Here is a 23448-nt window from a genome sequence, read left to right as displayed (position 1 = left end):
CCGCCCGTCCGCGGCGCCGCGCGGCCGCGCCCCGCACCGGCCCCCGGCGCGCCCGCTGCGCCTGGGCAGCCCGCGGCCCCGGCTCCGCCTGGTCAGCCTGGCCCTGACGCTCGTGATGCTGGCGTTCGTCGTGCGACTCCTGCAGGTGCAGGCCGTCGACGCCAGTGCGTACGCGGCCAAGGCCGAGAAGAACCGCTACCTGGAGTACACGATCGCCGCCGAGCGGGGCGAGATCACCGACCGCAGCGGTATCGCCCTGGCCACCAGCGTCGACGCGTACGACATCACCGCCGACCCCAAGATGTTCACGCCCGAGGACAGCGGTGCCCCGGACGCACCGCAGCAGGCCGCGGCCCTTCTCGCGCCCATCCTCGGGGCCGACGCCGACGACCTGGCCGGGAAACTGTCCAAGCCGAAGAGCCGGTACGTCGTGCTGGCCCGTCGCCGGACCCCGCAGGTCTGGAAGCAGATCAAGGACCTCAAGTCCGTCTTCGCGGAGAAGGCCCGGAAGGGCGGTGCGAACGGCACCGCCGGAGCCAACGTGCTGGCCGGCGTCTTCCAGGAGACGACCAGCAAGAGGGTCTACCCCAACGGCGATCTGGCCGCCGGGATACTGGGTTACGTCAACGCCGAGGGCGAGGGCGCCGGCGGGCTCGAATCGCAGCTGGACAAGGAGCTCGCGGGACAGGACGGCAAGATCAAGTATGCCCAGTCGGGCGGCCGCCGGGTGCCCACCGCGGGCACCAAGGAGGTCCCGGCGGTCGCGGGCTCCGACATCGAGCTGACCATCGACCGGGACATCCAGTGGGAAGCCCAGAAGGCCATCTCGGACCAGGTCAAGGAGTCCAAGGCGGACCGCGGTTATGTGATCGTGCAGAACTCCAGGACCGGCGAGGTGCTCGCCATGGCCAACGCCCCGGGCTTCGACCCCAACGACCTCTCGCAGGCCGATGCGGCGTCACTGGGCAACGCGGCGCTCCAGGACGTGTACGAACCCGGCTCCACCAGCAAGGTCATGTCCATGGCCGCGGTCCTGGAGGAGGGGGCGGCCACCCCCGGCACCCATGTCACCGTCCCCAACCGGCTGCACCGCGGCGACCGGCTCTTCAAGGACGACATCGACCACGCCACCTGGTACCTGACGCTCAACGGCGTACTCGCCAAGTCCAGCAACATCGGCACCATCCTGGCCACCGGCCAGCTCGGCAGGACACAGGCGGAGTCCAACAAGATCCTCTACTCGTACCTGCGCAAATTCGGCATCGGCCGCCCGACCGGGCTGAACTACCCGGGCGAGACCCCCGGCATCCTCGCCAAGCCGCAGGACTGGTCGACCTCGCAGCAGTACACGATCCCGTTCGGGCAGGGGCTCTCGCTCAACGCGGTGCAGGCCGCCTCGGTCTACTCCACGATCGCCAACGGCGGCGTCCGGGTCGCGCCCACCCTGGTCCGCGGCACCAGGGGCGCGGACGGCCGCTTCACCCCTGCGGCCGCTCCCGGGCAGAACCGGGTGGTCAGCAAGAAGACCGCCAAGTCGCTCGCGCGCATGCTGGAGTCGGTGGTGGGTGACGAGGAGGGCACCGGCACCAAGGCCCGCATCCCCGGCTACCGGGTCGCGGGCAAGACCGGTACGGCCAACCGGGTCGACCCGATCCGCGGCGGCTACCACGGCTACACCGCGTCCTTCGCGGGCTTCGCGCCCGCCGACAACCCGCAGATCACCGTCTACTGCGCGATCCAGAACCCGACCAGGGGCAGCTACTTCGGCGGTCAGATCTGCGGTCCGATCTACAAGCAGGTCATGGAGTTCGCGCTCAAGACCCTCCAGACCCCACCGTCCGGCAGCAAGTCGGCCCGTCTGCCGGTCTCCTTCCAACCCGGCGAGTGAACTCGGGGAAACAGTCAGTGACAACCATCACGCCCGATCCCGGGAACCGGAACAGGAACCACCGCAACCCGGCCCCCTCGCTTCGCGAGACGCCGGGTGCGCCCGGTACGCTCACCGCCGTGCCCCACGCTGAACAGTCTCAAACCACCCCGAAGGACGCCCCTGTGAACTACCCGGGAGCGCCCCGCCCGGTTCGGCTGCGGCCGACCTCCCTCGGTGAGCTGGCGGCCCGGCTGGGAGTCGAGCCGCCGGGATCCGGAGAGGTCACCGGCATCACCCACGACTCGCGGGCGGTGCGCCCCGGTGATGTGTACGCGGCGCTGCCCGGCGCCCGTCTGCACGGTGCCGACTTCGTCGCCCAGGCGGCCGGCCTCGGCGCCGCGGCGGTCCTCACCGACCCGTCGGGCGCCGACCGCGCCGCCGCCACCGGCCTGCCGGTACTGGTCGTCGAGAACCCGCGTGGCCGGATGGGCGAACTCGCCGCCGAGATCTACGGGCGGCCCGGCGCGGACCTCCTCCAGATCGGCATCACCGGCACGTCCGGCAAGACCACCACCGCCTACCTCGTCGAGGGCGGTTTCCGCGGCGCCGGGCGCAGCACCGGGCTGATCGGCACCGTCGAGATGCGCATCGGCGACGAGCGCATCAAGTCCGAGCGGACCACCCCCGAAGCCACCGATCTCCAGGCCCTGTTCGCCGTCATGCGGGAGCGCCGCGTCGACGCGGTCACCATGGAGGTCTCCAGCCACGCCCTGGTGCTCGGCCGCGTCGACGGCTGTGTCTTCGACGTCGCCGTCTTCAACAACCTCAGCCCGGAACACATGGAGTTCCACTCGGGCATGGAGGACTACTTCCAGGCCAAGGCGCAGCTGTTCACGCCGGCGCGCAGCAGGCAGGGCGTCGTCAACTTCGACGACGCGTACGGCCGAAGGCTGGTGACGGAGGCCACCGTTCCGGTCGTCACCTTCTCCGCCGAGGGGCACCCGGACGCCGACTGGCGCGCCGAGGACGTCGAAGTCGGCCCGCTGGGCTCCACGTTCACCGTCGTCGGCCCCAAGGACGAGCGGATCAGCGCGAGCGCCCCGCTGCCCGGCCCGTTCAACGTGGCCAACACCCTCGCCGCGATCGTCACCCTCGCCGTCGCCGGTGTCGACCTGCAGGCCGCGGCCGACGGGGTCGCCGCGGTCCCGGGTGTCCCCGGCAGGCTGGAGCGCGTGGACGCCGGACAGCCGTATCTCGCACTCGTCGACTACGCGCACAAGACCGACGCCGTCGAATCCGTTCTGCGCTCCCTGCGCAAGGTCACCGAGGGCAGGCTGCACATCGTGCTCGGCTGCGGCGGCGACCGGGACACGACCAAACGCGGCCCGATGGGCGCCGCGGCGGCGCGCCTCGCCGACACCGCCGTACTGACCTCCGACAACCCCCGCTCCGAGGACCCTCTGGCCATCCTCGCCGCGATGCTCGTGGGCGCTGCCGAAGTGCCCGCCCACGAGCGCGGCGACGTCCTGGTCGACGCCGACCGGGCCGCCGCGGTCGCCGCCGCGGTCGCCCGTGCCCGGCCCGGCGACACCGTGCTGATCGCCGGCAAGGGACACGAACAGGGTCAGGACATCCACGGAGTGGTACGCCCCTTCGACGACCGTACGGTGCTGCGCGCGGCCATCGCACGGTCCCTGGGGCAGGAGAGCGCCGCGGATGCCCCCGCGGACGCCACGGACCTCGCCCACACCCACGAGAACAACAGTCAGGGATGACCAAGTGATCGCCCTTTCCCTCGCCGAGATCGCCGAAATCGTCGGCGGGCAGCCGCACGACATACCGGATCCGGCAGTGACCGTCAGCGGGCCCGTCGTCATCGACTCCCGAGCGGTACAGCAAGGCAGTCTGTTCGTCGCCTTCGCGGGCGAGCGTGTCGACGGCCACGACTTCGCGCAGGGCGCGGTGGGTGCGGGTGCGGCAGCCGTACTCGCCACCCGCCCCGTCGGCGTCCCGGCGATCGTCGTCGAGGACGTCGTGGCCGCGCTCGGCGCACTCGCGCGGAACGTCGTCGGACGCCTCGGTACCACCGTCGTCGCCCTGACCGGCTCCGCCGGCAAGACCTCCACCAAGGACCTGATCGCCCAGCTGCTGGAGCGCAAGGGCCCCACTGTCTTCCCGGCGGGCAACCTCAACAACGAGATCGGTCTGCCGCTCACCGCACTGCGCGCGACGGAGGAGACCGAACACCTCGTTCTCGAAATGGGTGCCCGCTACATCGGCGACATCCGTTACCTCACCGGCCTGATCCCGCCCCGGGTCGGGCTCGTCCTCAACGTCGGCACCGCGCACATCGGTGAGTTCGGCGGCCGCGAGCAGATCGCCGTCGCCAAGGGCGAGATGGTCGAGTCGCTCCCCGAGGACGGAGTGGCCGTCCTCAACGCCGACGACCCGCTCGTGCGTGCCATGTCCTCCCGTACGAAAGCCCGTGTGCTGCTCTTCGGTGAAGCCGCGGATGCGGACGTACGGGGAGAGAAGGTCCGTCTCACCGAGGACGGCCGCCCCGCTTTCACGCTCCACACACCCACCGGGTGCAGCGATGTGACCATGCGCCTGTACGGTGAGCATCACGTGTCGAACGCGCTCGCCGCGGCCGCCGTCGCCCATGAGTTGGGCCTGTCCGCAGACGAGATCGCCGTGGCGCTCTCCGAGGCGGGCACCCTCTCCCGCTGGCGCATGGAGGTCACCGAGCGACCGGACGGCGTGACGTTCGTCAATGACGCCTACAACGCGAACCCCGAATCCATGCGAGCAGCGCTGCGCGCGCTGGTCGCCATGGGGAAGGGGCGTCGTACGTGGGCGGTGCTCGGCCCCATGGCCGAGCTCGGCGACGCCTCGCTCGCCGAGCACGACGCGGTCGGACGGCTCGCCGTCCGGCTCAACGTCAGCAAGCTCGTCGCGGTCGGGGGCAGAGAAGCCTCCTGGCTGCAACTGGGCGCATACAACGAGGGTTCGTGGGGTGAGGAGTCGGTGCACGTGTCCGACGCACAGGCGGCCGTCGACCTGTTGCGCAGTGAACTGCGCGCGGGAGACGTCGTGCTGGTGAAGGCGTCCCGGTCGGTCGGCCTGGAGCGGGTCGTCCAGGCACTGCTGGAGAACTCGACCGAGGGCGAGGTCACCGGCCGATGAGGCAGATCCTCTTCGCGGGGGCCATCGGGCTCTTCCTGACCCTGGTCGGTACCCCGCTGCTGATCAAGCTCCTGGCCCGCAAGGGATACGGGCAGTTCATCCGCGACGACGGCCCGCGCAGCCACGGCAGCAAGAAGGGCACGCCCACCATGGGCGGCATCGCCTTCATCCTGGCCACGCTGATGGCGTACTTCCTGGCGAAGGTCATCACCGGCGAGGAGATGCGTTTCTCCGGCCTGCTGGTCCTCTTCCTGATGACCGGGATGGGGCTCGTCGGGTTCCTCGACGACTACATCAAGATCGTCAAGCAGCGTTCGCTCGGCCTGCGGGCCAAGGCCAAGATGGCCGGCCAGCTGATCGTCGGTATCGCCTTCGCGGTGCTGTCGCTCCAGTTCGCCGACATCCGCGGCAACACCCCGGCCTCCACCAAGCTGTCGTTCGTCACGGACTTCGGCTGGTCGATCGGCCCGGTGCTGTTCGTCGTCTGGGCGCTGTTCATGATCCTCGCCATGTCCAACGGCGTGAACCTGACGGACGGTCTGGACGGCCTCGCCACCGGCGCCTCGGTGATGGTCTTCGGCGCGTACACCTTCATCGGGCTCTGGCAGTTCCAGGAGTCCTGCGCCAACGCGGTCTCCCTGACCAACCCCAACGCCTGCTTCGAGGTGCGTGATCCGCTCGACCTCGCGGTCGTCGCCTCCGCGCTGATGGGAGCCTGTTTCGGCTTCCTGTGGTGGAACACCTCGCCCGCCAAGATCTTCATGGGCGACACCGGATCGCTGGCGCTCGGCGGCGCTCTCGCCGGCCTGGCGATCTGCTCCCGCACCGAGTTCCTGATGGCCATCCTCGGCGGCCTCTTCGTGATGATCACCATGTCCGTGGTCATCCAGGTCGGCTCCTTCAAGATGACCGGCAAGCGGGTCTTCCGGATGGCGCCGCTCCAGCACCACTTCGAACTCAAGGGGTGGTCCGAAGTCCTTGTCGTGGTCCGCTTCTGGATCATCCAGGGCATGTGCGTGATCGTCGGACTCGGCCTCTTCTACGCAGGGTGGGCAGCCGCCAAGTGAGCAACCAGGACTGGCAGGGCAAGCACGTCACCGTCGCCGGACTCGGGGTCAGCGGTATTCCCGCCGCCCGCGTCCTCAACGGCCTCGGCGCCGTCGTCACCGTCGTCAACGACGGGGACGACGAGCGTTCCCGTGCGCAGGCGGCCGAGCTGCGGGCGCAGGGAATCACCGTGCGCCTCGGCGACGGGGCGACCCTGCCCGAGTCCACCGAGCTCATCGTCACCACCCCCGGCTGGCAGCCGGACAAGCCGCTCTTCACGGCAGCCGCCGAGGCGGGCGTCCCGGTCTGGGGCGACGTCGAGCTCGCCTGGCGGCTGCGTGGCCGGGACGGCAGGGAGCCGGCACCCTGGCTGGCGGTCACCGGCACCAACGGCAAGACCACGACCGTCCGGATGCTCGCCTCGATCCTGGAGGCGGCCGGACTGCGCACCGCCGCCGTCGGCAACATCGGGGTGTCCCTCCTCGACGCGGTCCTCGGCGACGAGACCTACGACGTGCTCGCCGTCGAGCTCTCCAGCTACCAGCTGCACTGGTCGCCCTCGCTGCGCGCCCACTCCGCGGTCGTCCTCAACCTGGCCCCGGACCACCTCGACTGGCACGGCTCCATGGAGGCGTACGTCGCGGACAAGGGCCGGATCTACGAGGGCAACCGGATCGCCTGCGTCTACAACGCGGCCGACCCGGCGACCGAGGACCTGGTCCGCGAGGCGGACGTCGAGGAGGGCTGCCGCGCCATCGGCTTCACCCTCGGCACCCCGGGCCCGTCCCAGCTGGGTGTCGTCGACGGCATCCTCGTCGACCGCGCCTTCGTGGCGAACCGGCAGAAGCAGGCCCAGGAGCTCGCCGAGGTCGCCGACGTCAACCCGCCCGCGCCGCACAACATCGCCAACGCCCTGGCGGCCGCGGCGCTGGCCCGCGCCTTCGGCGTCGAGCCCCGTGCGGTACGGGACGGGCTGCGGGCCTTCCGGCCCGACGCACACCGCATCGAACACGTCGCGGACGTCGCGTCGGTGGCGTACATCGACGACTCCAAGGCCACCAACACCCATGCCGCCGAGGCCTCCCTCGCGGCGTACGACCCGATCGTCTGGATCGCCGGAGGCCTCGCCAAGGGAGCCGTCTTCGACGATCTGGTGACCGGGGCCGCCAAGCGGCTGCGGGGCGTCGTACTGATGGGCCGGGACCGGGCACTGATCCGCGAAGCCCTCGCGCGACACGCCCCCGAGGTCCCGGTCGTCGACCTCGACCGGACCGACACTGGGGCGATGTCCGAGGCGGTCCGCGAGGCGGCACGGCTCGCCCGGCCGGGAGACACCGTACTGATGGCCCCGGCCTGCGCCTCGATGGACATGTTCGCCAATTACAACAAGCGGGGCGAGGCATTCGCGGACGCGGTCCGCGCACTCGCCGCCGAGAGCGCCTGACGGGCCCGGCCACCGCGCCGTACTGTCCCGGACTACCGGGTACGGGCGGATCCGCCGCACGCCCCGGCCCTCGGCAGCAGCCCCGGGCACGAGCAGTGGAGGGGACAGCGACAGATGCCGGCCGACGAGAGCTCCGCCGCGCGCGGCGCGGGCCGCACACGGGCCGCCGCGGCGATCAGCCGGGCGCCCGCCCCACCGCTGCCGGCAGGGCCTCCGGCACCCGCCGGCCTCGCCCTGCGCGGCGGCTCGACGGCAGGCGCCCGGCGGCCCGCGGTACCGGCCTCCAGGGGGCGCGGCGGCTCCGGCCCCCGTACCCCCCGCGGCAGCGGTGTGCGGCGGATGTACGAGCAGGCGCGCCGGGCCTGGGACCGCCCGCTCACCGCGTACTACCTGATCCTCGGAGCGGGGCTGCTGATCACCGTCCTCGGCCTGGTGATGGTCTACTCCGCCTCGATGATCAAGGCGCTGGAGCTGTCGAAGCCCGGCACGTACTTCTTCCGCAAGCAGTTCCTCGCCGCCGTCATCGGCTCGGTGCTGATGGCGATGGCGGCCCGGATGCCCGTCAAGCTCCACCGGGCTCTTGCCTACCCGCTGCTCATGGGCACGGTCTTCCTGATGGTGCTGGTCCAGGTGCCGGGGATAGGGATGTCGGTCAACGGCAACCGGAACTGGCTCTACCTGGGCGGGCCCTTCCAGCTCCAGCCCAGTGAGTTCGGCAAGCTCGCGCTGATCCTGTGGGGCGCCGACCTGCTCGCCCGCAAACAGGACAAGCGGCTGCTGGGGCAGTGGAAGCACATGCTGGTGCCGCTGGTGCCGGTCGCCTTCATGCTCCTCGGGCTGATCATGCTCGGGGGCGACATGGGAACTGCGATCATTCTCACCGCGATCCTGTTCGGCCTGCTCTGGCTGGCCGGGGCGCCCACCAGACTGTTCGCGGGGGTGCTCGCCGTCGCGGGCGTGCTGGTCTTCCTGCTGATCAAGACCAGTCCGAACCGGATGTCCCGGCTCAGCTGCATGGGAGTCAGCGAACCGGGACCCGACGGCTCGTGCTGGCAAGCCGTGCACGGCATCTATGCTCTGGCATCCGGCGGATGGTTCGGATCGGGGCTGGGTGCAAGTGTGGAAAAATGGGGCCAACTGCCCGAACCGCACACCGACTTCATCTTCGCCATCACCGGGGAGGAACTGGGGTTGGCGGGGACGCTGTCGGTGCTCGCCCTCTTCGCGGCTCTAGGCTATGCGGGTATCCGCGTGGCCGGACGCACGGAGGACCCCTTCGTGAGGTACGCCGCGGGAGGTGTGACCACCTGGATCACGGTTCAGGCCGTGATCAACATCGGTGCGGTGCTCGGCCTGCTGCCGATCGCCGGGGTCCCGCTCCCGCTGTTCTCCTACGGAGGATCGGCCCTGCTGCCGGCCATGTTCGCGGTCGGGCTGATGATCGCGTTCGCGCGGGAGGAGCCTGCGGCGAAGGCGGCCCTGGCCGTGCGGAGGCCCCGGGTGAGATGGAAGACGATGAGACGGCGCGGCAAGAAGCGTCCGTCCGGAGAGCGGTGAATTTCGGTGCATGTCGTACTCGCCGGTGGGGGGACCGCCGGCCACATCGAGCCCGCGCTTGCCCTCGCGGACGCCCTGCGCAGGCAGGACCCGAGCGTGGGAATCACTGCCCTCGGCACGGAGCGCGGACTCGAAACCAGGCTGGTACCCGAGCGGGGGTACGAACTGGCGCTGATCCCCGCCGTGCCGCTGCCGCGCAAGCCCACCCCCGAACTGATCACCGTGCCGGGAAGGCTGCGCGGCACCATCAAGGCCGCCGAGCAGATCCTGGAACGCACCAAGGCGGACTGCGTGGTCGGCTTCGGCGGCTACGTCGCCCTGCCCGGCTACCTCGCCGCCAAGCGGGTCGGGGTGCCGATCGTCGTCCACGAGGCCAACGCCCGGCCCGGGCTGGCCAACAAGATCGGTTCTAGGTACGCGGCCGGGGTCGCCGTCTCCACCCCGGACAGCAAGCTGCGGGGCGCCCGCTACATCGGCATCCCGCTGCGCCGCACCATCGCCACCCTCGACCGGGCCCGGGTCCGTCCGGAGGCGCGTGACGCCTTCGGCCTCGACCCCAACCTGCCGACGCTGCTGGTCTCCGGCGGCTCGCAGGGCGCCCGCCATCTCAACGAGGTGGTGCAGCGGGTCGCCCCGCTGCTGCAGCGTTCCGGAATCCAGATCCTCCACGTGGTCGGTCCGAAGAACGAACTGCCGCGCATCGACAACATGCCCGGGATGCCGCCCTACATCCCGGTACCGTACGTGGACCGGATGGATCTCGCGTACGCCGCGGCCGACATGATGCTCTGCCGCGCGGGCGCGATGACCGTCGCCGAACTCTCCGCCGTCGGGCTTCCCGCCGCCTACGTCCCGTTGCCGATCGGCAACGGCGAACAGCGGCTCAACGCCCAGCCGGTGGTCAACGCCGGCGGTGGTCTGCTGGTGGACGACGCGGCGCTCACCCCCGAGTGGGTGCAGGGCAACGTCCTCCCGGTGCTTGCGGATCCGCACCGGCTGTACGAGATGTCCCGCGCCGCCGCCGAGTTCGGCCGCCGGGACGCCGACGACCTGCTCGTCGGCATGGTGTACGAGGCGATTGCCGCACGCCGCAACGCGTGAGGCGGACGGGTCCGGGGGCGGCGCCCCCGGACCCGGCATAAGGAGCGAGCGTGGCCGGACCGACGACCGCCCAGCGCGGTGCAAGGCAGCAGAAGGGCGGCCCGGCCCGCCCGCCGCGCCCCACCGGCCGCGGAGTGCCCCGCCGCAGACTGGTGTTCCTGATCGCCGTCGCCGTCCTGCTGATCGGCTCGGGCTCCGTCTGGGCGCTCTACGGCTCGTCCTGGTTCCGGGTCGAACAGGTCGGTGCCACCGGTGTCGACGTACTGACCCCGGCCGAGGTCAAGGCCGCCGCCGCGGCGCCGGTCGGCGCCCCGCTGGTCTCCGTGGACACGGACGCCATCGCCGCCCGGTTGCGCCAGAAGTTGCCTCGTATCGACTCGGTGGATGTCGTACGGTCATGGCCGCACGGAATCAGACTTAAAGTGACCGAACGGCAGCCGGTCCTTCTGGTGAAAAAGGGCGCAAAGTTCATTGAAGTGGACCGAAAAGGTGTCCGCTTCGCCACGGTGGACAAGGCGCCCGGGCGGGTGCCCCTGCTGGTGCTGACTCCCGGTCGGTCCGCCAGTCTGCGCCGCTTCGGCAGCGACCGGCTGGTACGGGAGGCGGTCCGGGTCGCCGGCGGCCTTCCCGCCGCGGTCGCCAGGGACACCCGGGTCGTCCGGGTCACCTCGTACGACTCGATCTCCCTGGAACTGACCGGGAATCGCACGGTGGTCTGGGGCAGCGGCGAGGAGGGGCCGGTGAAGGCAAGAGTCCTCACGGCTCTCATGAAAGCCGCTCCCAAAGCGGGACACTTCGACGTGAGTGCACCCACCGCCCCCGCCGTGTCGGACAGTTGACGGACATTTGGCCTGGCCAGCACCCTGGTTGGTCAGCGCTACGGGTGATCACATAGGGTGAAAAGAAAAACGGGAGGTTCGGCGTGTTCGTTGAACGTGCGCCACTTGTCGACTTAGTGTCCTGTTCGGAAGAGTCCAAGAAGCAGACACACTGGTAACCCTAAACTTCAACGTTAGGGTTCGGGTCGGCGTTCGGACCGTCCCAATCGGCATCCGTCGTCGCGGCGGGACTACCGCGAAGCGACGACACGTAAATCGAGGCGAGAGGCCTTCGACGTGGCAGCACCGCAGAACTACCTCGCAGTCATCAAGGTCATCGGTGTCGGCGGCGGTGGTGTCAATGCCATCAACCGAATGATCGAGGTCGGTCTCAAGGGCGTCGAGTTCATCGCGATCAACACTGATGCGCAAGCCCTGTTGATGAGCGACGCCGACGTCAAGCTCGACGTCGGCCGTGAACTCACCCGTGGCCTCGGAGCCGGGGCGAACCCGGCCGTCGGTCGCAAGGCGGCAGAGGACCACCGTGAAGAGATCGAGGAGGTCCTCAAGGGGGCCGACATGGTCTTCGTCACCGCCGGAGAGGGCGGCGGCACCGGCACCGGCGGCGCACCCGTCGTCGCCAACATCGCACGCTCGCTCGGTGCCCTGACGATCGGTGTGGTCACCCGCCCGTTCACCTTCGAGGGCCGGCGCCGCGCGAACCAGGCGGAGGACGGCATCGCCGAGCTCCGCGAAGAGGTCGACACCCTCATCGTCATCCCCAACGACCGGCTGCTGTCCATCTCGGACCGCCAGGTCAGCGTGCTCGACGCGTTCAAGTCGGCCGACCAGGTACTGCTCTCGGGCGTCCAGGGCATCACCGACCTCATCACCACCCCGGGCCTGATCAACCTCGACTTCGCCGACGTCAAGTCGGTCATGTCCGAGGCCGGATCGGCGCTCATGGGCATCGGATCGGCGCGCGGCGACGACCGCGCGGTGGCCGCGGCCGAGATGGCGATCTCCTCGCCGCTGCTGGAGGCGTCCATCGACGGCGCCCGCGGTGTGCTGCTCTCCATCTCCGGTGGCAGCGACCTCGGTCTCTTCGAGATCAACGAGGCAGCGCAGCTGGTGAGCGAGGCGGCGCACCCCGAGGCGAACATCATCTTCGGCGCCGTCATCGACGACGCGCTGGGCGACGAGGTCCGGGTCACCGTGATCGCCGCGGGCTTCGACGGCGGACAGCCGCCGGCCCGTCGTGAGAACGTCCTCGGCGCGAGTGCCGGAAAGCGCGAGGAGTCCGTACCCCCGGTCCGGGCCGCCGAGCCGGTGCGTCAGTCGGGCGGGCTCGGTTCCGTGCCTCCGCGCGAGGAGGCGCAGACCCCGGCCGAGGCCGCACCGGTGGCGAACGAGACCCCGATGCCGCAGGTCCCCACGCCGCACGTCCCGCCGGCCCGCCCGTACCAGGACTCCCAGGCCGAAGAGCTGGACGTCCCGGACTTCTTGAAGTGATAGGCCGGCATCACGCGGTGACCGCAGAGTCCTCCGTGTCCTCGGGGGGTGGCGCTCACTTCGCCTTCACCGACAGGTGGGGCGGGGTGAGCGCCGCTCCGTACGAGGAGCTCAACCTCGGCGGAGCGGTCGGCGACGACCCCGCCGCCGTACTCGCCAACCGGGGGCGGGCCGCCCGGAGTCTCGGGCTCGACCCCGCGCAGGTCGTCTGGATGCGCCAGGTGCACGGCCGGGACGTGGCAGTCGTCGACGGCCCTTGGGGGGAGGGCGCGGAAATCCCCGCGGTGGACGCGGTGGTGACCGCGCGTCGCGGGCTCCCCCTCGCCGTGCTCACGGCCGACTGCACCCCGGTACTGCTCGCCGACCCGGTCGCCGGGATCGCCGCGGCGGCTCACGCCGGCCGTCCCGGTCTGGTCGCGGGCGTCGTCCCCGCCGTCGTCGAGGCCATGGTCGCGCTCGGCGCGGACACCTCCCGTATCGCCGCGCACACCGGACCTGCCGTCTGCGGACGGTGCTACGAAGTCCCGGCGGAGATGCGGGCCGATGTGGCGGAGGCCGTCCCCGCGTCGTGGTCCGAGACGAGCTGGGGGACGCCGGCGGTGGACGTCACCGCAGGGGTCCACGCGCAGCTGGAGGCTCTCGGAGTGCGCGACCGGCACATGTCGTCCGTCTGCACCCTCGAATCGGGCGACCACTACTCGTACCGCCGCGACCGCACGACCGGGCGGCTCGCCGGATATGTCTGGTTGGACTGATAGGGCATGACGGACCGTAAGGATCAACTCGCCGCAAATCTGGCGCAGGTGGAGGAACGTATCGCTTCCGCATGTGCCGCCGCGGGGCGCAAAAGGGCAGAAGTGACCCTCATCGTGGTCACGAAGACCTACCCCGCGAGCGATGTGCGGATCCTGCACGAACTCGGTGTGCGCCATGTCGCGGAGAATCGTGACCAGGACGCGGCGCCCAAGGCAGCCGCTTGTGCGGATCTGTCCCTCACATGGCACTTTGTTGGACAATTGCAGACGAATAAGGTTCGCTCTGTGGCGAGTTACGCCGATGTCGTGCAGTCGGTGGACCGGGCCAAGTTGGTCACGGCCCTCTCCGCGGCCGCCGTGCGCGACGGACGCGAGCTGGACTGCCTCATCCAGGTCGCCCTCGACGCGGAGAGCGGCGCGCGCGGCGACCGGGGTGGCGTCGCGCCGGACGGCATCGAGGAGTTGGCCGCCGCGGTGGCGGCCGCCCCGGGGCTGCGGCTCGGCGGTCTGATGACCGTGGCGCCGCTCGCCGGGCCGTACGCGGGACGGCAACGGGCGGCGTTCGACCGGCTGATGGAATTCTCATCCCGCCTGCGCGGGAACCATCCGGCTGCGAACATGGTCTCTGCAGGGATGAGCGCGGACCTCGAAGAGGCGGTTGCGGCCGGAGCGACACATGTACGCGTCGGTACGGCGGTACTCGGAGTCCGCCCCGGGCTCGGGTAACGTCGCCAAGCAAGTCGGACCACAGCAGAAAATATGGTCATTCCCGCCTTTGGCGGGTAGGCCGGAGTGGATCGCGGGCACTTGGTGACAGATGCCGATCCACCACAGAGCGGAGGACTCGGAGCATGGCCGGCGCGATGCGCAAGATGGCGGTCTACCTCGGCCTCGTGGAGGACGATGGGTACGACGGTCCGGGGTTCGACCCCGACGACGAATTCGAACCCGAGCCGGAGCCGGAGCGCGACCGGCGGCGGCACCAGCCCGCGCATCAGGTGGAGCGGGACCGTGAGCGGGACGAACCGGTACGAGTGGTGCAGCCGCCCGCACAGCGGGAGCCGGTCCAGATCCCGGCGGAGAGTGTGCGACCCGCCCGGATCGCCCCCGTGGCATCCATCACACCTGAACGCTCGAACATGGAGAAGAACGCACCGGTGATCATGCCCAAGGTCGTGTCCGAGCGGGAGCCCTACCGCATCACCACGTTGCACCCCCGGACCTACAACGAGGCCCGTACCATCGGGGAACACTTCCGTGAGGGCACTCCGGTGATCATGAATCTCACGGAGATGGACGATACGGATGCGAAGCGACTTGTCGACTTTGCCGCAGGACTCGTCTTCGGTCTCCATGGCAGCATTGAGCGGGTGACGCAGAAGGTGTTCCTGTTGTCGCCTGCTAACGTCGATGTCACGGCGGAGGACAAGGCCCGCATCGCTGAGGGCGGATTCTTCAACCAGAGCTGAGAACACGACACCGGGAACGAACCGGCCGCAGGGCCGGAGCTACGAGAGCCAGGGGAGAGGGAAGCGCGAAATGGGCGTCGCACTGCAAGTTGTCTATGTCGCGCTGATGTGTTTCCTCATCGTGCTGATCTTCCGGCTGGTCATGGACTACGTCTTCCAGTTCGCACGTTCATGGCAGCCCGGCAAGCCGATGGTGGTGCTTCTTGAGGCCACCTACACTGTCACCGATCCACCGCTCAAGCTTCTACGGCGGTTCATTCCGCCGTTGCGTCTCGGGGGCGTGGCACTCGACCTGTCCTTCTTCGTTCTGATGATCATCGTTTACATCCTGATCTCGATTGTGACCAGCCTGTGAACGATACGGTCTTGCCGACTGCCGACGACTACGTAGAGGTGAAGAAGAGATGCCGCTGACCCCCGAGGACGTGCGGAACAAGCAGTTCACGACCGTCCGCCTCCGAGAAGGCTATGACGAGGACGAGGTCGATGCCTTCCTCGACGAGGTCGAGTCCGAGCTGACCCGCCTGCTCCGTGAGAACGAGGACCTGCGCGCCAAGCTGGCCGCCGCCACGCGTGCCGCCGCGCAGAACCAGCAGCAGCAGGGCATGCGCAAGCCGGAGCCGCAGGACCGTCCCGGTGCACCCGTACCCGCCGCCATATCTGGTCCGCCGGTCCAGCAGCAGCCCCCGCAGATGGGTCCCCCCCAGCTGCCCGGTGGTGCTCCGCAGCTGCCCGCCGGTCCCAGCGGTCACGGCCCCGGTCCGCAGGGTCAGCACGGCCCCGGCCCGATGCAGGGCGGTCCCATGGGTGGCCCGATGGGCGGCCCCATGGGTCACGCGCCGCAGCAGATGCAGCAGCAGCAGATGCAGCAGCAACAGATGCAGCAGATGCAGCAGCCCGGTCAGGGCCCCGGCGGCGACAGCGCCGCCCGTGTCCTCTCGCTCGCGCAGCAGACCGCCGACCAGGCGATCGCGGAGGCCCGTTCCGAGGCCAACAAGATCGTCGGCGAGGCGCGCAGCCGCGCCGAGGGCCTGGAGCGCGACGCTCGTGCCAAGGCGGACGCCCTGGAGCGGGACGCGCAGGAGAAGCACCGCGTGGCGATGGGCTCGCTGGAGTCGGCCCGCGCGACGCTGGAGCGCAAGGTCGAGGACCTGCGTGGCTTCGAGCGCGAGTACCGGACCCGGCTGAAGTCCTACCTGGAGAGCCAGCTGCGTCAGCTGGAGACCCAGGCCGACGACTCGCTGGCCCCGCCGCGGACCCCGGCAGCCGCTTCGCTGCCGCCGTCGCCCTCGCTGGCTCCGGCCGGTGCGGGTGCCATGGGTCACACCATGGGCGGCAACCACGGCGGTCACGGCGGCCCGCAGATGGGCGGCAACCCGTCCATGGGCGCCGGTCCCTCGTACGGTGGCCAGCAGCAGATGTCGCCGGCGATGACCCAGCCGATGGCACCGGTACGGCCGCAGGCGCCGCAGCCGATGCAGCAGGCACCGTCGCCGATGCGTGGGTTCCTGATCGACGAGGACGACAACTGAGCGGCTTGCGCGCGCTGAGCGCGTAGCCGTCGGCAGGCTGAGGGCCGGGCCCCGGGGATTTCCCCGGGGCCCGGCCTTTTTGCCGTGGACGGGGCCGGCCGACCGGACCTGCGGGCCGGGGTTCCACCTCGCCGCCGTCCGGGGGCATGAGGGTCGGGGACAAGCTCCGGAGCGGCGCCACGGGTCACGCCGAGGCGCAGGTGCGTGCGAGGAGCCGGCGCACCGGAAAGCCCCAGGGCCCGCCCGGAGCGATTCCGGGCGGGCCCTGGGGCCGATGGGGAGGGAGGGAGTTACCGCTCCGTCTTGCGGAGGCGGAACGTGAGCGCCAGGCCCTCGTCCTCGAACGGGGCGCCGTAGGCCTCGTCCGCCTCACCCCGCGCGTAGTCCGGCGCCAGCACCTCGTCGGCGATCAGCGGCGCGTGCTCGGTCAGCGCCTCGACCGTCTCCGGCGACTCGGACGTCCAGCGGACGGCGATGCGGTCCGCCACGTCCAGGCCGCTGTTCTTGCGGGCCTCCTGGATCAGCCGGATCGCGTCACGGGCGAGTCCCGCACGCCGCAGCTCCGGCGTGATCTCCAGGTCCAGAGCGACCGTCGCGCCCGAGTCGGACGCCACCGACCAGCCCTCGCGCGGCGTCTCCGTGATGATCACCTCGTCGGGGGCGAGGGCGACCGTCTCACCGTCCACCTCGACCGACGCCGTTCCCTCGCGCAGGGCCAGGGAGAGCGCCGCCGCGTCGGCGTTCGCGACCGCCTTCGCGACCGCCTGGACGCCCTTGCCGAACCGCTTGCCCAGCGCCCGGAAGTTCGCCTTCGCCGTCGTGTCGACCAGCGAGCCACCGACCTCCGAGAGGGAGGCCAGCGAGGAGACGTTCAGTTCCTCGGTGATCTGGGCGTGGAGCTCGGGGGCGAGGGACTCGAAGCCCGACGCCGCGACGAGGGCGCGGGACAGCGGCTGGCGGGTCTTGACGCCCGACTCGGCGCGCGTGGCGCGGCCGAGCTCGACCAGGCGCCGCACCAGCGACATCTGCGTGGAGAGCGCCGGGTCGATCGCGGACAGGTCCGCCTTCGGCCAGGAGGAGAGGTGGACCGACTCCGGGGCGTCCGGCGCCACCGGCACGATCAGGTCCTGCCAGACCCGCTCGGTGATGAAGGGGGTGAGCGGGGCCATCAGACGCGTGACCGTCTCGATGACCTCGTGCAGCGTGCGCAGCGCCGCCTTGTCGCCCTGCCAGAAGCGGCGGCGCGAGCGGCGGACGTACCAGTTGGAGAGGTCGTCGACGAAAGCGGACAGGAGCTTGCCGGCGCGCTGGGTGTCGTAGCCCTCGAGCGCCTGCGTGACCTGGTCCACCAGTGCGTTCAGCTCGCTGAGCAGCCAGCGGTCCAGGACCGTGCGGTCCGCCGGCGCCGGGTCGGCCGCGGACGGCGCCCAGTTCGACGTGCGGGCGTACAGCGCCTGGAAGGCGACCGTGTTCCAGTAGGTGAGCAGGGTCTTGCGGACGACTTCCTGGATGGTGCCGTGACCGACGCGTCGGGCCGCCCAGGGGGAACCGCCCGCAGCCATGAACCAGCGGACCGCGTCGGCGCCGTGCTGGTCCATCAGCGGGATCGGCTGGAGGATGTTGCCCAGGTGCTTGGACATCTTCCGGCCGTCCTCGGCGAGGATGTGGCCCAGGCAGACGACGTTCTCGTACGAGGACTTGTCGAAGACCAGCGTGCCGACGGCCATCAGCGTGTAGAACCAGCCGCGGGTCTGGTCGATCGCCTCGGAGATGAACTGCGCCGGGTAACGGCTCTCGAAGAGCTCCTTGTTCTTGTACGGGTAGCCCCACTGCGCGAACGGCATCGAGCCCGAGTCGTACCAGGCGTCGATGACCTCCGGGACGCGGTACGCCTCCAGCTGGCAGTTCTCGTGCGAGCAGGTGAACGTGATCGCGTCGATGAACGGGCGGTGCGGGTCCAGGTCCGACTGGTCCGTCCCGGTCAGCTCGGTGAGCTCGGCGCGGGAGCCGACGCAGGTGAGGTGGTTGTCCTCGCAGCGCCAGATCGGCAGCGGGGTGCCCCAGTAACGGTTGCGGGACAGCGCCCAGTCGACGTTGTTGTTCAGCCAGTCGCCGAAGCGCCCGTTCTTGACCGAGTCGGGGAACCAGTTGGTCTTCTCGTTCTCCTGGAGGAGCCGGTCCTTGACGGCCGTCGTACGGATGTACCAGGACGGCTGCGCGTAGTAGAGCAGAGCCGTGTGGCAGCGCCAGCAGTGCGGGTAGCTGTGCTCGTACGGGACGTGGCGGAAGAGCTTGCCGCGGGCGGCCAGGTCCTCGGTGAGCGCCTCGTCGGCCTTCTTGAAGAAGACGCCGCCGACCAGCGGCAGACTCTCCTCGAAGGTGCCGTCGGGGCGGACCGGGTTCACGACCGGCAGACCGTACGCGCGGCAGACCTTCAGGTCGTCCTCGCCGAAGGCCGGGGACTGGTGGACCAGACCCGTACCGTCCTCGGTCGTCACGTACTCGGCGTTGACGACGAAGTGCGCCGGGGCGCCGTCGGCCGGGAAGTCCACCAGGGAGAACGGGCGCTCGTAGGTCCAGCGCTCCATCTCGCGGCCGGTGAACGACTGGCCGGTGGGCTCCCAGCCCTCGCCGAGCGCCTTCTCCAGCAGCGGCTGCGCGACGACGAGCCGCTCCTCGCCATCGGTTGCGACGACGTACGTGACGTCGGGGTGCGCGGCGACGGCGGTGTTGGAGACCAGGGTCCAGGGGGTGGTCGTCCAGACCAGGAGCGCGGCCTCGCCGGCCAGCGGGCCGCTCGTCAGCGGGAACCGCACGAAGACGGACGGGTCGACGACCGTCTCGTACCCCTGTGCCAGCTCGTGGTCCGAGAGGCCGGTGCCGCAGCGCGGACACCAGGGGGCGACGCGGTGGTCCTGGACCAGCAGGTCCTTGTTGAAGATCTCCTTCAGGGACCACCAGACGGAGTCGACGTACGACGGGTCCATCGTCCGGTAGGCGTCGTCCAGGTCGACCCAGTAGCCCATCCGGGTCGTGAGCTCGGTGAACGCGTCGGTGTGACGGGTCACGGATTCACGGCACTTGGCGTTGAACTCGGCGATGCCGTACGCCTCGATGTCCTTCTTGCCGTTGAAGCCCAGCTCCTTCTCGACCGCGAGCTCGACCGGCAGTCCGTGGCAGTCCCAGCCGGCCTTCCGGCCGACGTGGTAGCCCTGCATGGTGCGGAAGCGGGGGAAGACGTCCTTGAAGACGCGGGCCTCGATGTGGTGGGCGCCGGGCATACCGTTGGCGGTCGGCGGGCCCTCGTAGAAGACCCACTCGGGGCGGCCCTCGGACTGTTCGAGGCTCTTGGCGAAGACCTTGCTCTCGCGCCAGAAGTCGAGCACGGCGTGCTCCAGCGCGGGCAGGTCGACCTGGGCGGGTACCTGGTGGTACTGCGGCGATGTCATGGGCAGGATTCCTCCGGCGGACGTTTTCCACTTCCGTCGGAGGGACGAGAACCGTGCGGTTCCCGCGGTACCACCCTCCTTGGCCCCGGGTGTGCGCCCGTGGCCCCCTCATTGGGGTCGCGATGCCGGTTCTACTTGCCTTGCGGCGTTCCTCCGACGGCTCCGGGTGATCTTCACGACGCGCTCGCCCCCGGGCTCCCACCGTCCCCGGGTCGCTCCTGGCTGCCTACGACGCTACTCGTCCCATCCACGCCTCTCGCTGGGGTCAGTGTACGGGCCCGTACGGGCGACGGCCGACCGGTTTATCCGGGGGCGCGGCCGTGACCCGAATGGCCAGACGGGGCGTGCGGAGTCCTGGCGCGCGGCCGGGGGGCGGATTACCGGGCGGGGAGCTGGGCACAACGGATTCAGGCGCGCTGTGATCCGGCATGGGGAGGGGCGATTCGGCGGCGTGCCCCGTTGCCGCGGCGCTGGGGCCGATTTATCGTCCCAGCACGATTCGCGTGCAAGATCACAATATGTGAAGGGGCCGCGGCCATGGTGGCGAAGAAGACCGCCGCAGAGAAGTCGGCGTCAGCGAGATCCACGGGCGCGGCGACCGGGAGGACGGCCGGAGAGGCAGGTACGGAGTCGGCCCCGGAGCCGGGGCCGAAGAAGACCGCCGCGAAGAGGACCGCGGCGAAGAAGGCCGCGAAGAAGACCGCGGCACGCGGCACGGCGGCCGAGCACGCCGGAACGGAGCACAGGGCGGCCCACGGGTCGGCCGAGCTGGACGACGGGCACACCGGTGGCGGGCACGTGGCCCCGGCCAAGAAGGCCACGGCGAAGAAGAGCGCGGTCAAGAAGGCTTCGAAGAAGGCTGCTGCGGCGGCCATGGGGGCGGCCGAGGCCGCCGAGGAGACAGGAGCCCACACGGTGGTAGCCAAGAAGAGCGCAGCCCGGACCCGCACGGCCGGCAAGGGCGCAGCGCCCGTGCCCCCGGCCAGGGCCGCCGCTGCGACAGCGCCCGGAGAACTGGCCGTGAGGCCCGGTGAGGACCCATGGACGGAGGCGGAGGTCGCGGACGCGCGGGCCGAGCTGACCAGCGAGGTCATGCGGCTCCGCAGTGAGCTGGAGGCGTCCGCGGCGGCACTCGCCGGACTGATGCGGGACTCCGGTGACGGGGCGGGTGACGACGAGGCGGACACCGGCACCAAGAACATCACCCGGGAACACGAGATGGCGCTCGCCGCGAACGCCACGGAGATGCTGGAGCAGACCGAGCGGGCGCTGGCCCGGCTCGACGCCGGCACGTACGGACTCTGCGAGATCTGCGGCAAGCCGATCGGCAAGGCGCGGATGCAGGCGTTCCCCCGGGCCACGCTCTGTGTCGAGGACAAACAGAAGCAGGAGCGTCGCGGCTGATCCCGAAGGTGTGTCGTACCCTCGTCTTCGGTCAGGAACCTAGGTTGAGGGACTCACGTGGCAGAGGCGGAGCGCATCATCGGTACGCCGGACATCCCTGATGCTGAGGGCACCGAGGGAGCCGAGGGCAGGGTGCGGGGCGAGTCCGGGGACGATGCGGACACGACCCAGGACCAGGTCCCGGGCGAGAGCAGGGGCAAGCGGAAGATCGCGGTGCTCTTCGCCGTGGCCGTCTTCGCCTACCTGATCGATCTGATCAGCAAGATGATCGTGGTCGCGAAGCTGGAGCACCAGCAGCCCGTCGAGATCTTCGGCAGCTGGCTGCGCCTCGACGCGATCCGGAACGCGGGCGCCGCGTTCGGCATCGGCGCGGCGTTCACGGTGATCTTCACCGTCATCGCGGCGACCGTGATCGTGGTCATCGCGCGTCTCGCCCGCAAGCTCTACAGCCTTCCGTGGGCGATCGCGCTCGGTCTGCTGCTCGGTGGCGCGCTCGGCAACCTCACCGACCGCGTCTTCCGCTCGCCCGGCCTCTTCAAGGGCGCGGTGGTGGACTTCATCGCCCCCGCGCACTTCGCCGTCTTCAACCTCGCGGACTCCGCCATCGTCTGCGGCGGCATCCTGATCGTGATCCTTTCCTTCCGGGGCCTGGACCCCGACGGCACCGTGCACAAGGACTAGCAGGGGCAAGGCATACTCGACAGGTGAGTACGTATCCCGAGGTCCGCACCCTGCCCGTTCCCGACGGCCTGGAAGGCGAGCGTGTCGACGCCGCCATTTCCCGTATGTTCGGTTTTTCCCGCACCAAGGCCGCCGAGCTGGCCGCCGCGGGGAAAGTGCAGGTGGACGGTGCCGTGGTCGGGAAGTCCGAGCGGGTCCAGGGGGGTGCCTGGCTGGAGGTGGAGATGCCGCAGGCACCCGCTCCGGTACAGATCGTCGCCGAGCCCGTCGAGGGCATGGAGATCGTGCACGACGACGACGACATCGTCGTGATCGTGAAGCCGGTCGGGGTCGCCGCCCACCCGAGCCCGGGCTGGACCGGCACCACCGTCATCGGCGGTCTCGCCGCGGCCGGCTACCGGATCTCGACCTCGGGCGCGGCCGAGCGCCAGGGGATCGTCCACCGCCTCGACGTCGGCACCTCGGGCCTGATGGTCGTCGCCAAGTCCGAGCGGGCCTACACGCTGCTGAAGGCCCAGTTCCGTGACCGGGTCGTCGAGAAGAAGTACCACGCGCTGGTCCAGGGCCACCCGGACCCGATGAGCGGCACGATCGACGCCCCCATCGGACGCCACCCCACCCACGACTACAAGTGGGCGGTCACGGCCGAGGGCAAGCCCTCCGTGACGCACTACGACCTGATCGAGGCGTACCGCGCCGCGAGCCTTCTCGACATCAAGCTGGAGACGGGCCGCACACACCAGATCCGCGTGCACATGTCCGCCCACCGCCACCCCTGCGTGGGCGACCTCACGTACGGAGCCGACCCGACGATGGCCAAGCGTCTCGGGCTGACGAGGCAGTGGCTGCACGCGGTCCGGCTCGGCTTCGAGCACCCCGCGGACGGCAGCTGGGTCGAGTTCGCCAGCAGTTACCCGGACGACCTCCAGACGGCCCTCGACAAGATTGCGGCGGAGAGCCAGTGACCACCGGAACCCCCGCCCCGTACACCACCCGCACAGCCGTCGACGAGAGCGACCTCGCGGCCTGTTTCCAGGTCCGCAAGGAGGTCTTCGTCGGCGAGCAGAACGTGCCCGAGGAGATCGAGTACGACAGTTACGACGCGGACGCGGTGCACGTCATCGCGGTGGCGGCGGACGGCTCGACGCTCGGCACGGGACGGCTGCTGCACGGCGCGGGTGTCGCGTCCAAGACCGGCGGCGACCTCACCCTCGGCTCGCTCGGCCGGCTCGCGGTGGCCAAGGAGGCGCGCGGCCTCGGGATCGGCGCGGCGCTGGTCCGGGCCATCGAGGACGCGGCCCGTGGGCTCGGCCTCGCCGCCGTGGACCTGCATGCCCAGACCCATGCGCTCGGCTTCTACGAACGGCTCGGCTACGTGGCGTACGGCCCCGAGTTCCCGGACGCGGGGATCGCCCACCGGGCGATGCGCCGCTCCCTGTAGCACCCACCGGGTGCCGTTCCGCCCGCACGGGCCGGAACGGCACCCTCCGTGTGTCCCGGCCGGCACCGGCGCGGCCGCTTCCCGGCCGACGACGCGTCGCACCGGCCCGGCCCCGGGCGGCCCGCGCCGCGCGGTGTGATCACAGCAGTGCCGCCGTGCGGCAGGGTGGGCGTGGAGCGCCG

19 protein-coding genes are annotated in these 23448 nt (G+C 70.4%); 18 read left to right on the top strand and 1 reads right to left on the bottom strand.

Going from position 1 to position 23448, the window contains the following annotated elements:
* The 14 genes from ACFVXE_RS22580 to ACFVXE_RS22515 all read left to right on the top strand — a co-directional run.
* On the top strand, nt 1–1888 hold a 1888-nt coding region (locus ACFVXE_RS22580; RefSeq protein WP_389673489.1), incomplete at its 5' end, for a peptidoglycan D,D-transpeptidase FtsI family protein.
* Between the two features lie 17 nt (nt 1889–1905).
* Nucleotides 1906–3645, top strand: coding sequence for a UDP-N-acetylmuramoyl-L-alanyl-D-glutamate--2,6-diaminopimelate ligase (locus ACFVXE_RS22575; RefSeq protein WP_389673487.1), 1740 nt, complete (start codon nt 1906–1908; stop codon nt 3643–3645).
* A gap of 4 nt (nt 3646–3649) precedes the next feature.
* On the top strand, nt 3650–5056 hold the full coding sequence (gene murF / locus ACFVXE_RS22570; RefSeq protein WP_389673485.1) for a UDP-N-acetylmuramoyl-tripeptide--D-alanyl-D-alanine ligase: 1407 nt from the start codon (nt 3650–3652) through the stop codon (nt 5054–5056).
* On the top strand, nt 5053–6123 hold the full coding sequence (mraY, locus tag ACFVXE_RS22565; RefSeq protein WP_389673483.1) for a phospho-N-acetylmuramoyl-pentapeptide-transferase: 1071 nt from the start codon (nt 5053–5055) through the stop codon (nt 6121–6123). The genes murF and mraY overlap by 4 nt, the downstream gene beginning before the upstream one ends.
* Nucleotides 6120–7547 (top strand): UDP-N-acetylmuramoyl-L-alanine--D-glutamate ligase, encoded by a 1428-nt coding sequence (murD, locus tag ACFVXE_RS22560; protein ID WP_389673481.1) that lies wholly within the window; start codon nt 6120–6122, stop codon nt 7545–7547. The genes mraY and murD overlap by 4 nt, the downstream gene beginning before the upstream one ends.
* Nucleotides 7548–7661: 114 nt before the next feature.
* Nucleotides 7662–9104, top strand: a complete 1443-nt coding sequence (ftsW, locus tag ACFVXE_RS22555) for a putative lipid II flippase FtsW (protein ID WP_389673479.1) — start codon at nt 7662–7664, stop codon at nt 9102–9104.
* A gap of 6 nt (nt 9105–9110) precedes the next feature.
* Entirely contained in the window at nt 9111–10205 is a 1095-nt protein-coding gene (gene murG / locus ACFVXE_RS22550; RefSeq protein ID WP_389673477.1) for an undecaprenyldiphospho-muramoylpentapeptide beta-N-acetylglucosaminyltransferase, read from the top strand.
* Between the two features lie 50 nt (nt 10206–10255).
* Nucleotides 10256–11044, top strand: a complete 789-nt coding sequence (locus ACFVXE_RS22545; protein ID WP_389673476.1) for a cell division protein FtsQ/DivIB — start codon at nt 10256–10258, stop codon at nt 11042–11044.
* A 276-nt stretch (nt 11045–11320) separates the two neighbouring features.
* On the top strand, nt 11321–12535 hold the full coding sequence (gene ftsZ / locus ACFVXE_RS22540; RefSeq protein ID WP_389673474.1) for a cell division protein FtsZ: 1215 nt from the start codon (nt 11321–11323) through the stop codon (nt 12533–12535).
* Nucleotides 12532–13290, top strand: coding sequence for a peptidoglycan editing factor PgeF (gene pgeF, locus ACFVXE_RS22535; RefSeq protein ID WP_389673472.1), 759 nt, complete (start codon nt 12532–12534; stop codon nt 13288–13290). The genes ftsZ and pgeF overlap by 4 nt, the downstream gene beginning before the upstream one ends.
* A 6-nt stretch (nt 13291–13296) precedes the next feature.
* Nucleotides 13297–14016 carry a YggS family pyridoxal phosphate-dependent enzyme gene (locus tag ACFVXE_RS22530; protein ID WP_389673470.1) on the top strand — a complete coding sequence of 240 codons (720 nt, stop codon included), beginning with the start codon at nt 13297–13299 and terminating at the stop codon, nt 14014–14016.
* A gap of 125 nt (nt 14017–14141) precedes the next feature.
* The gene (locus tag ACFVXE_RS22525) at nt 14142–14759 is read left to right on the top strand and encodes a cell division protein SepF (protein ID WP_389673469.1); all 618 of its coding nucleotides are present in this window, start codon (nt 14142–14144) and stop codon (nt 14757–14759) included.
* A 70-nt stretch (nt 14760–14829) separates the two neighbouring features.
* The gene (locus ACFVXE_RS22520; RefSeq protein WP_389673467.1) at nt 14830–15114 is read left to right on the top strand and encodes a YggT family protein; all 285 of its coding nucleotides are present in this window, start codon (nt 14830–14832) and stop codon (nt 15112–15114) included.
* Nucleotides 15115–15163: 49 nt separating this feature from the next.
* Complete coding sequence (locus ACFVXE_RS22515; protein ID WP_389673466.1) at nt 15164–16291, top strand: DivIVA domain-containing protein; 1128 nt, start codon at nt 15164–15166, stop codon at nt 16289–16291.
* Nucleotides 16292–16581: 290 nt separating this feature from the next.
* On the opposite strand, the gene ileS is transcribed toward ACFVXE_RS22515, so the two are convergent.
* On the bottom strand, nt 16582–19740 hold the full coding sequence (gene ileS, locus ACFVXE_RS22510; protein WP_389673464.1) for an isoleucine--tRNA ligase: 3159 nt from the start codon (nt 19738–19740) through the stop codon (nt 16582–16584).
* A gap of 537 nt (nt 19741–20277) precedes the next feature.
* On the opposite strand from ileS, the gene ACFVXE_RS22505 reads away from it, so the two are divergent.
* From ACFVXE_RS22505 to ACFVXE_RS22490, 4 genes are read left to right on the top strand one after another with little or no spacing between them, the layout of a single operon-like run.
* The gene (locus ACFVXE_RS22505; protein WP_389673462.1) at nt 20278–21144 is read left to right on the top strand and encodes a TraR/DksA family transcriptional regulator; all 867 of its coding nucleotides are present in this window, start codon (nt 20278–20280) and stop codon (nt 21142–21144) included.
* 57 nt (nt 21145–21201) lie between these two features.
* Nucleotides 21202–21825, top strand: a complete 624-nt coding sequence (lspA, locus tag ACFVXE_RS22500; RefSeq protein WP_389673461.1) for a signal peptidase II — start codon at nt 21202–21204, stop codon at nt 21823–21825.
* Between the two features lie 23 nt (nt 21826–21848).
* The gene (locus ACFVXE_RS22495; protein ID WP_389673459.1) at nt 21849–22790 is read left to right on the top strand and encodes an RluA family pseudouridine synthase; all 942 of its coding nucleotides are present in this window, start codon (nt 21849–21851) and stop codon (nt 22788–22790) included.
* A complete protein-coding gene (locus tag ACFVXE_RS22490) occupies nt 22787–23266 on the top strand; it encodes a GNAT family N-acetyltransferase (protein WP_389673457.1) in 480 nt (159 codons plus the stop codon). Before ACFVXE_RS22495 ends, ACFVXE_RS22490 begins: the two co-directional genes overlap by 4 nt.
* The last annotated feature ends 182 nt before the right edge of the window (nt 23267–23448 follow it).

This window comes from Streptomyces sp. NPDC058231 (assembly GCF_042882275.1).
Taxonomy (GTDB): Bacteria; Actinomycetota; Actinomycetes; order Streptomycetales; family Streptomycetaceae; genus Streptomyces.
The sequence above is the reverse complement of the archived record's forward strand: the minus strand, read 5'-3'. Positions and strand labels throughout refer to the sequence as shown.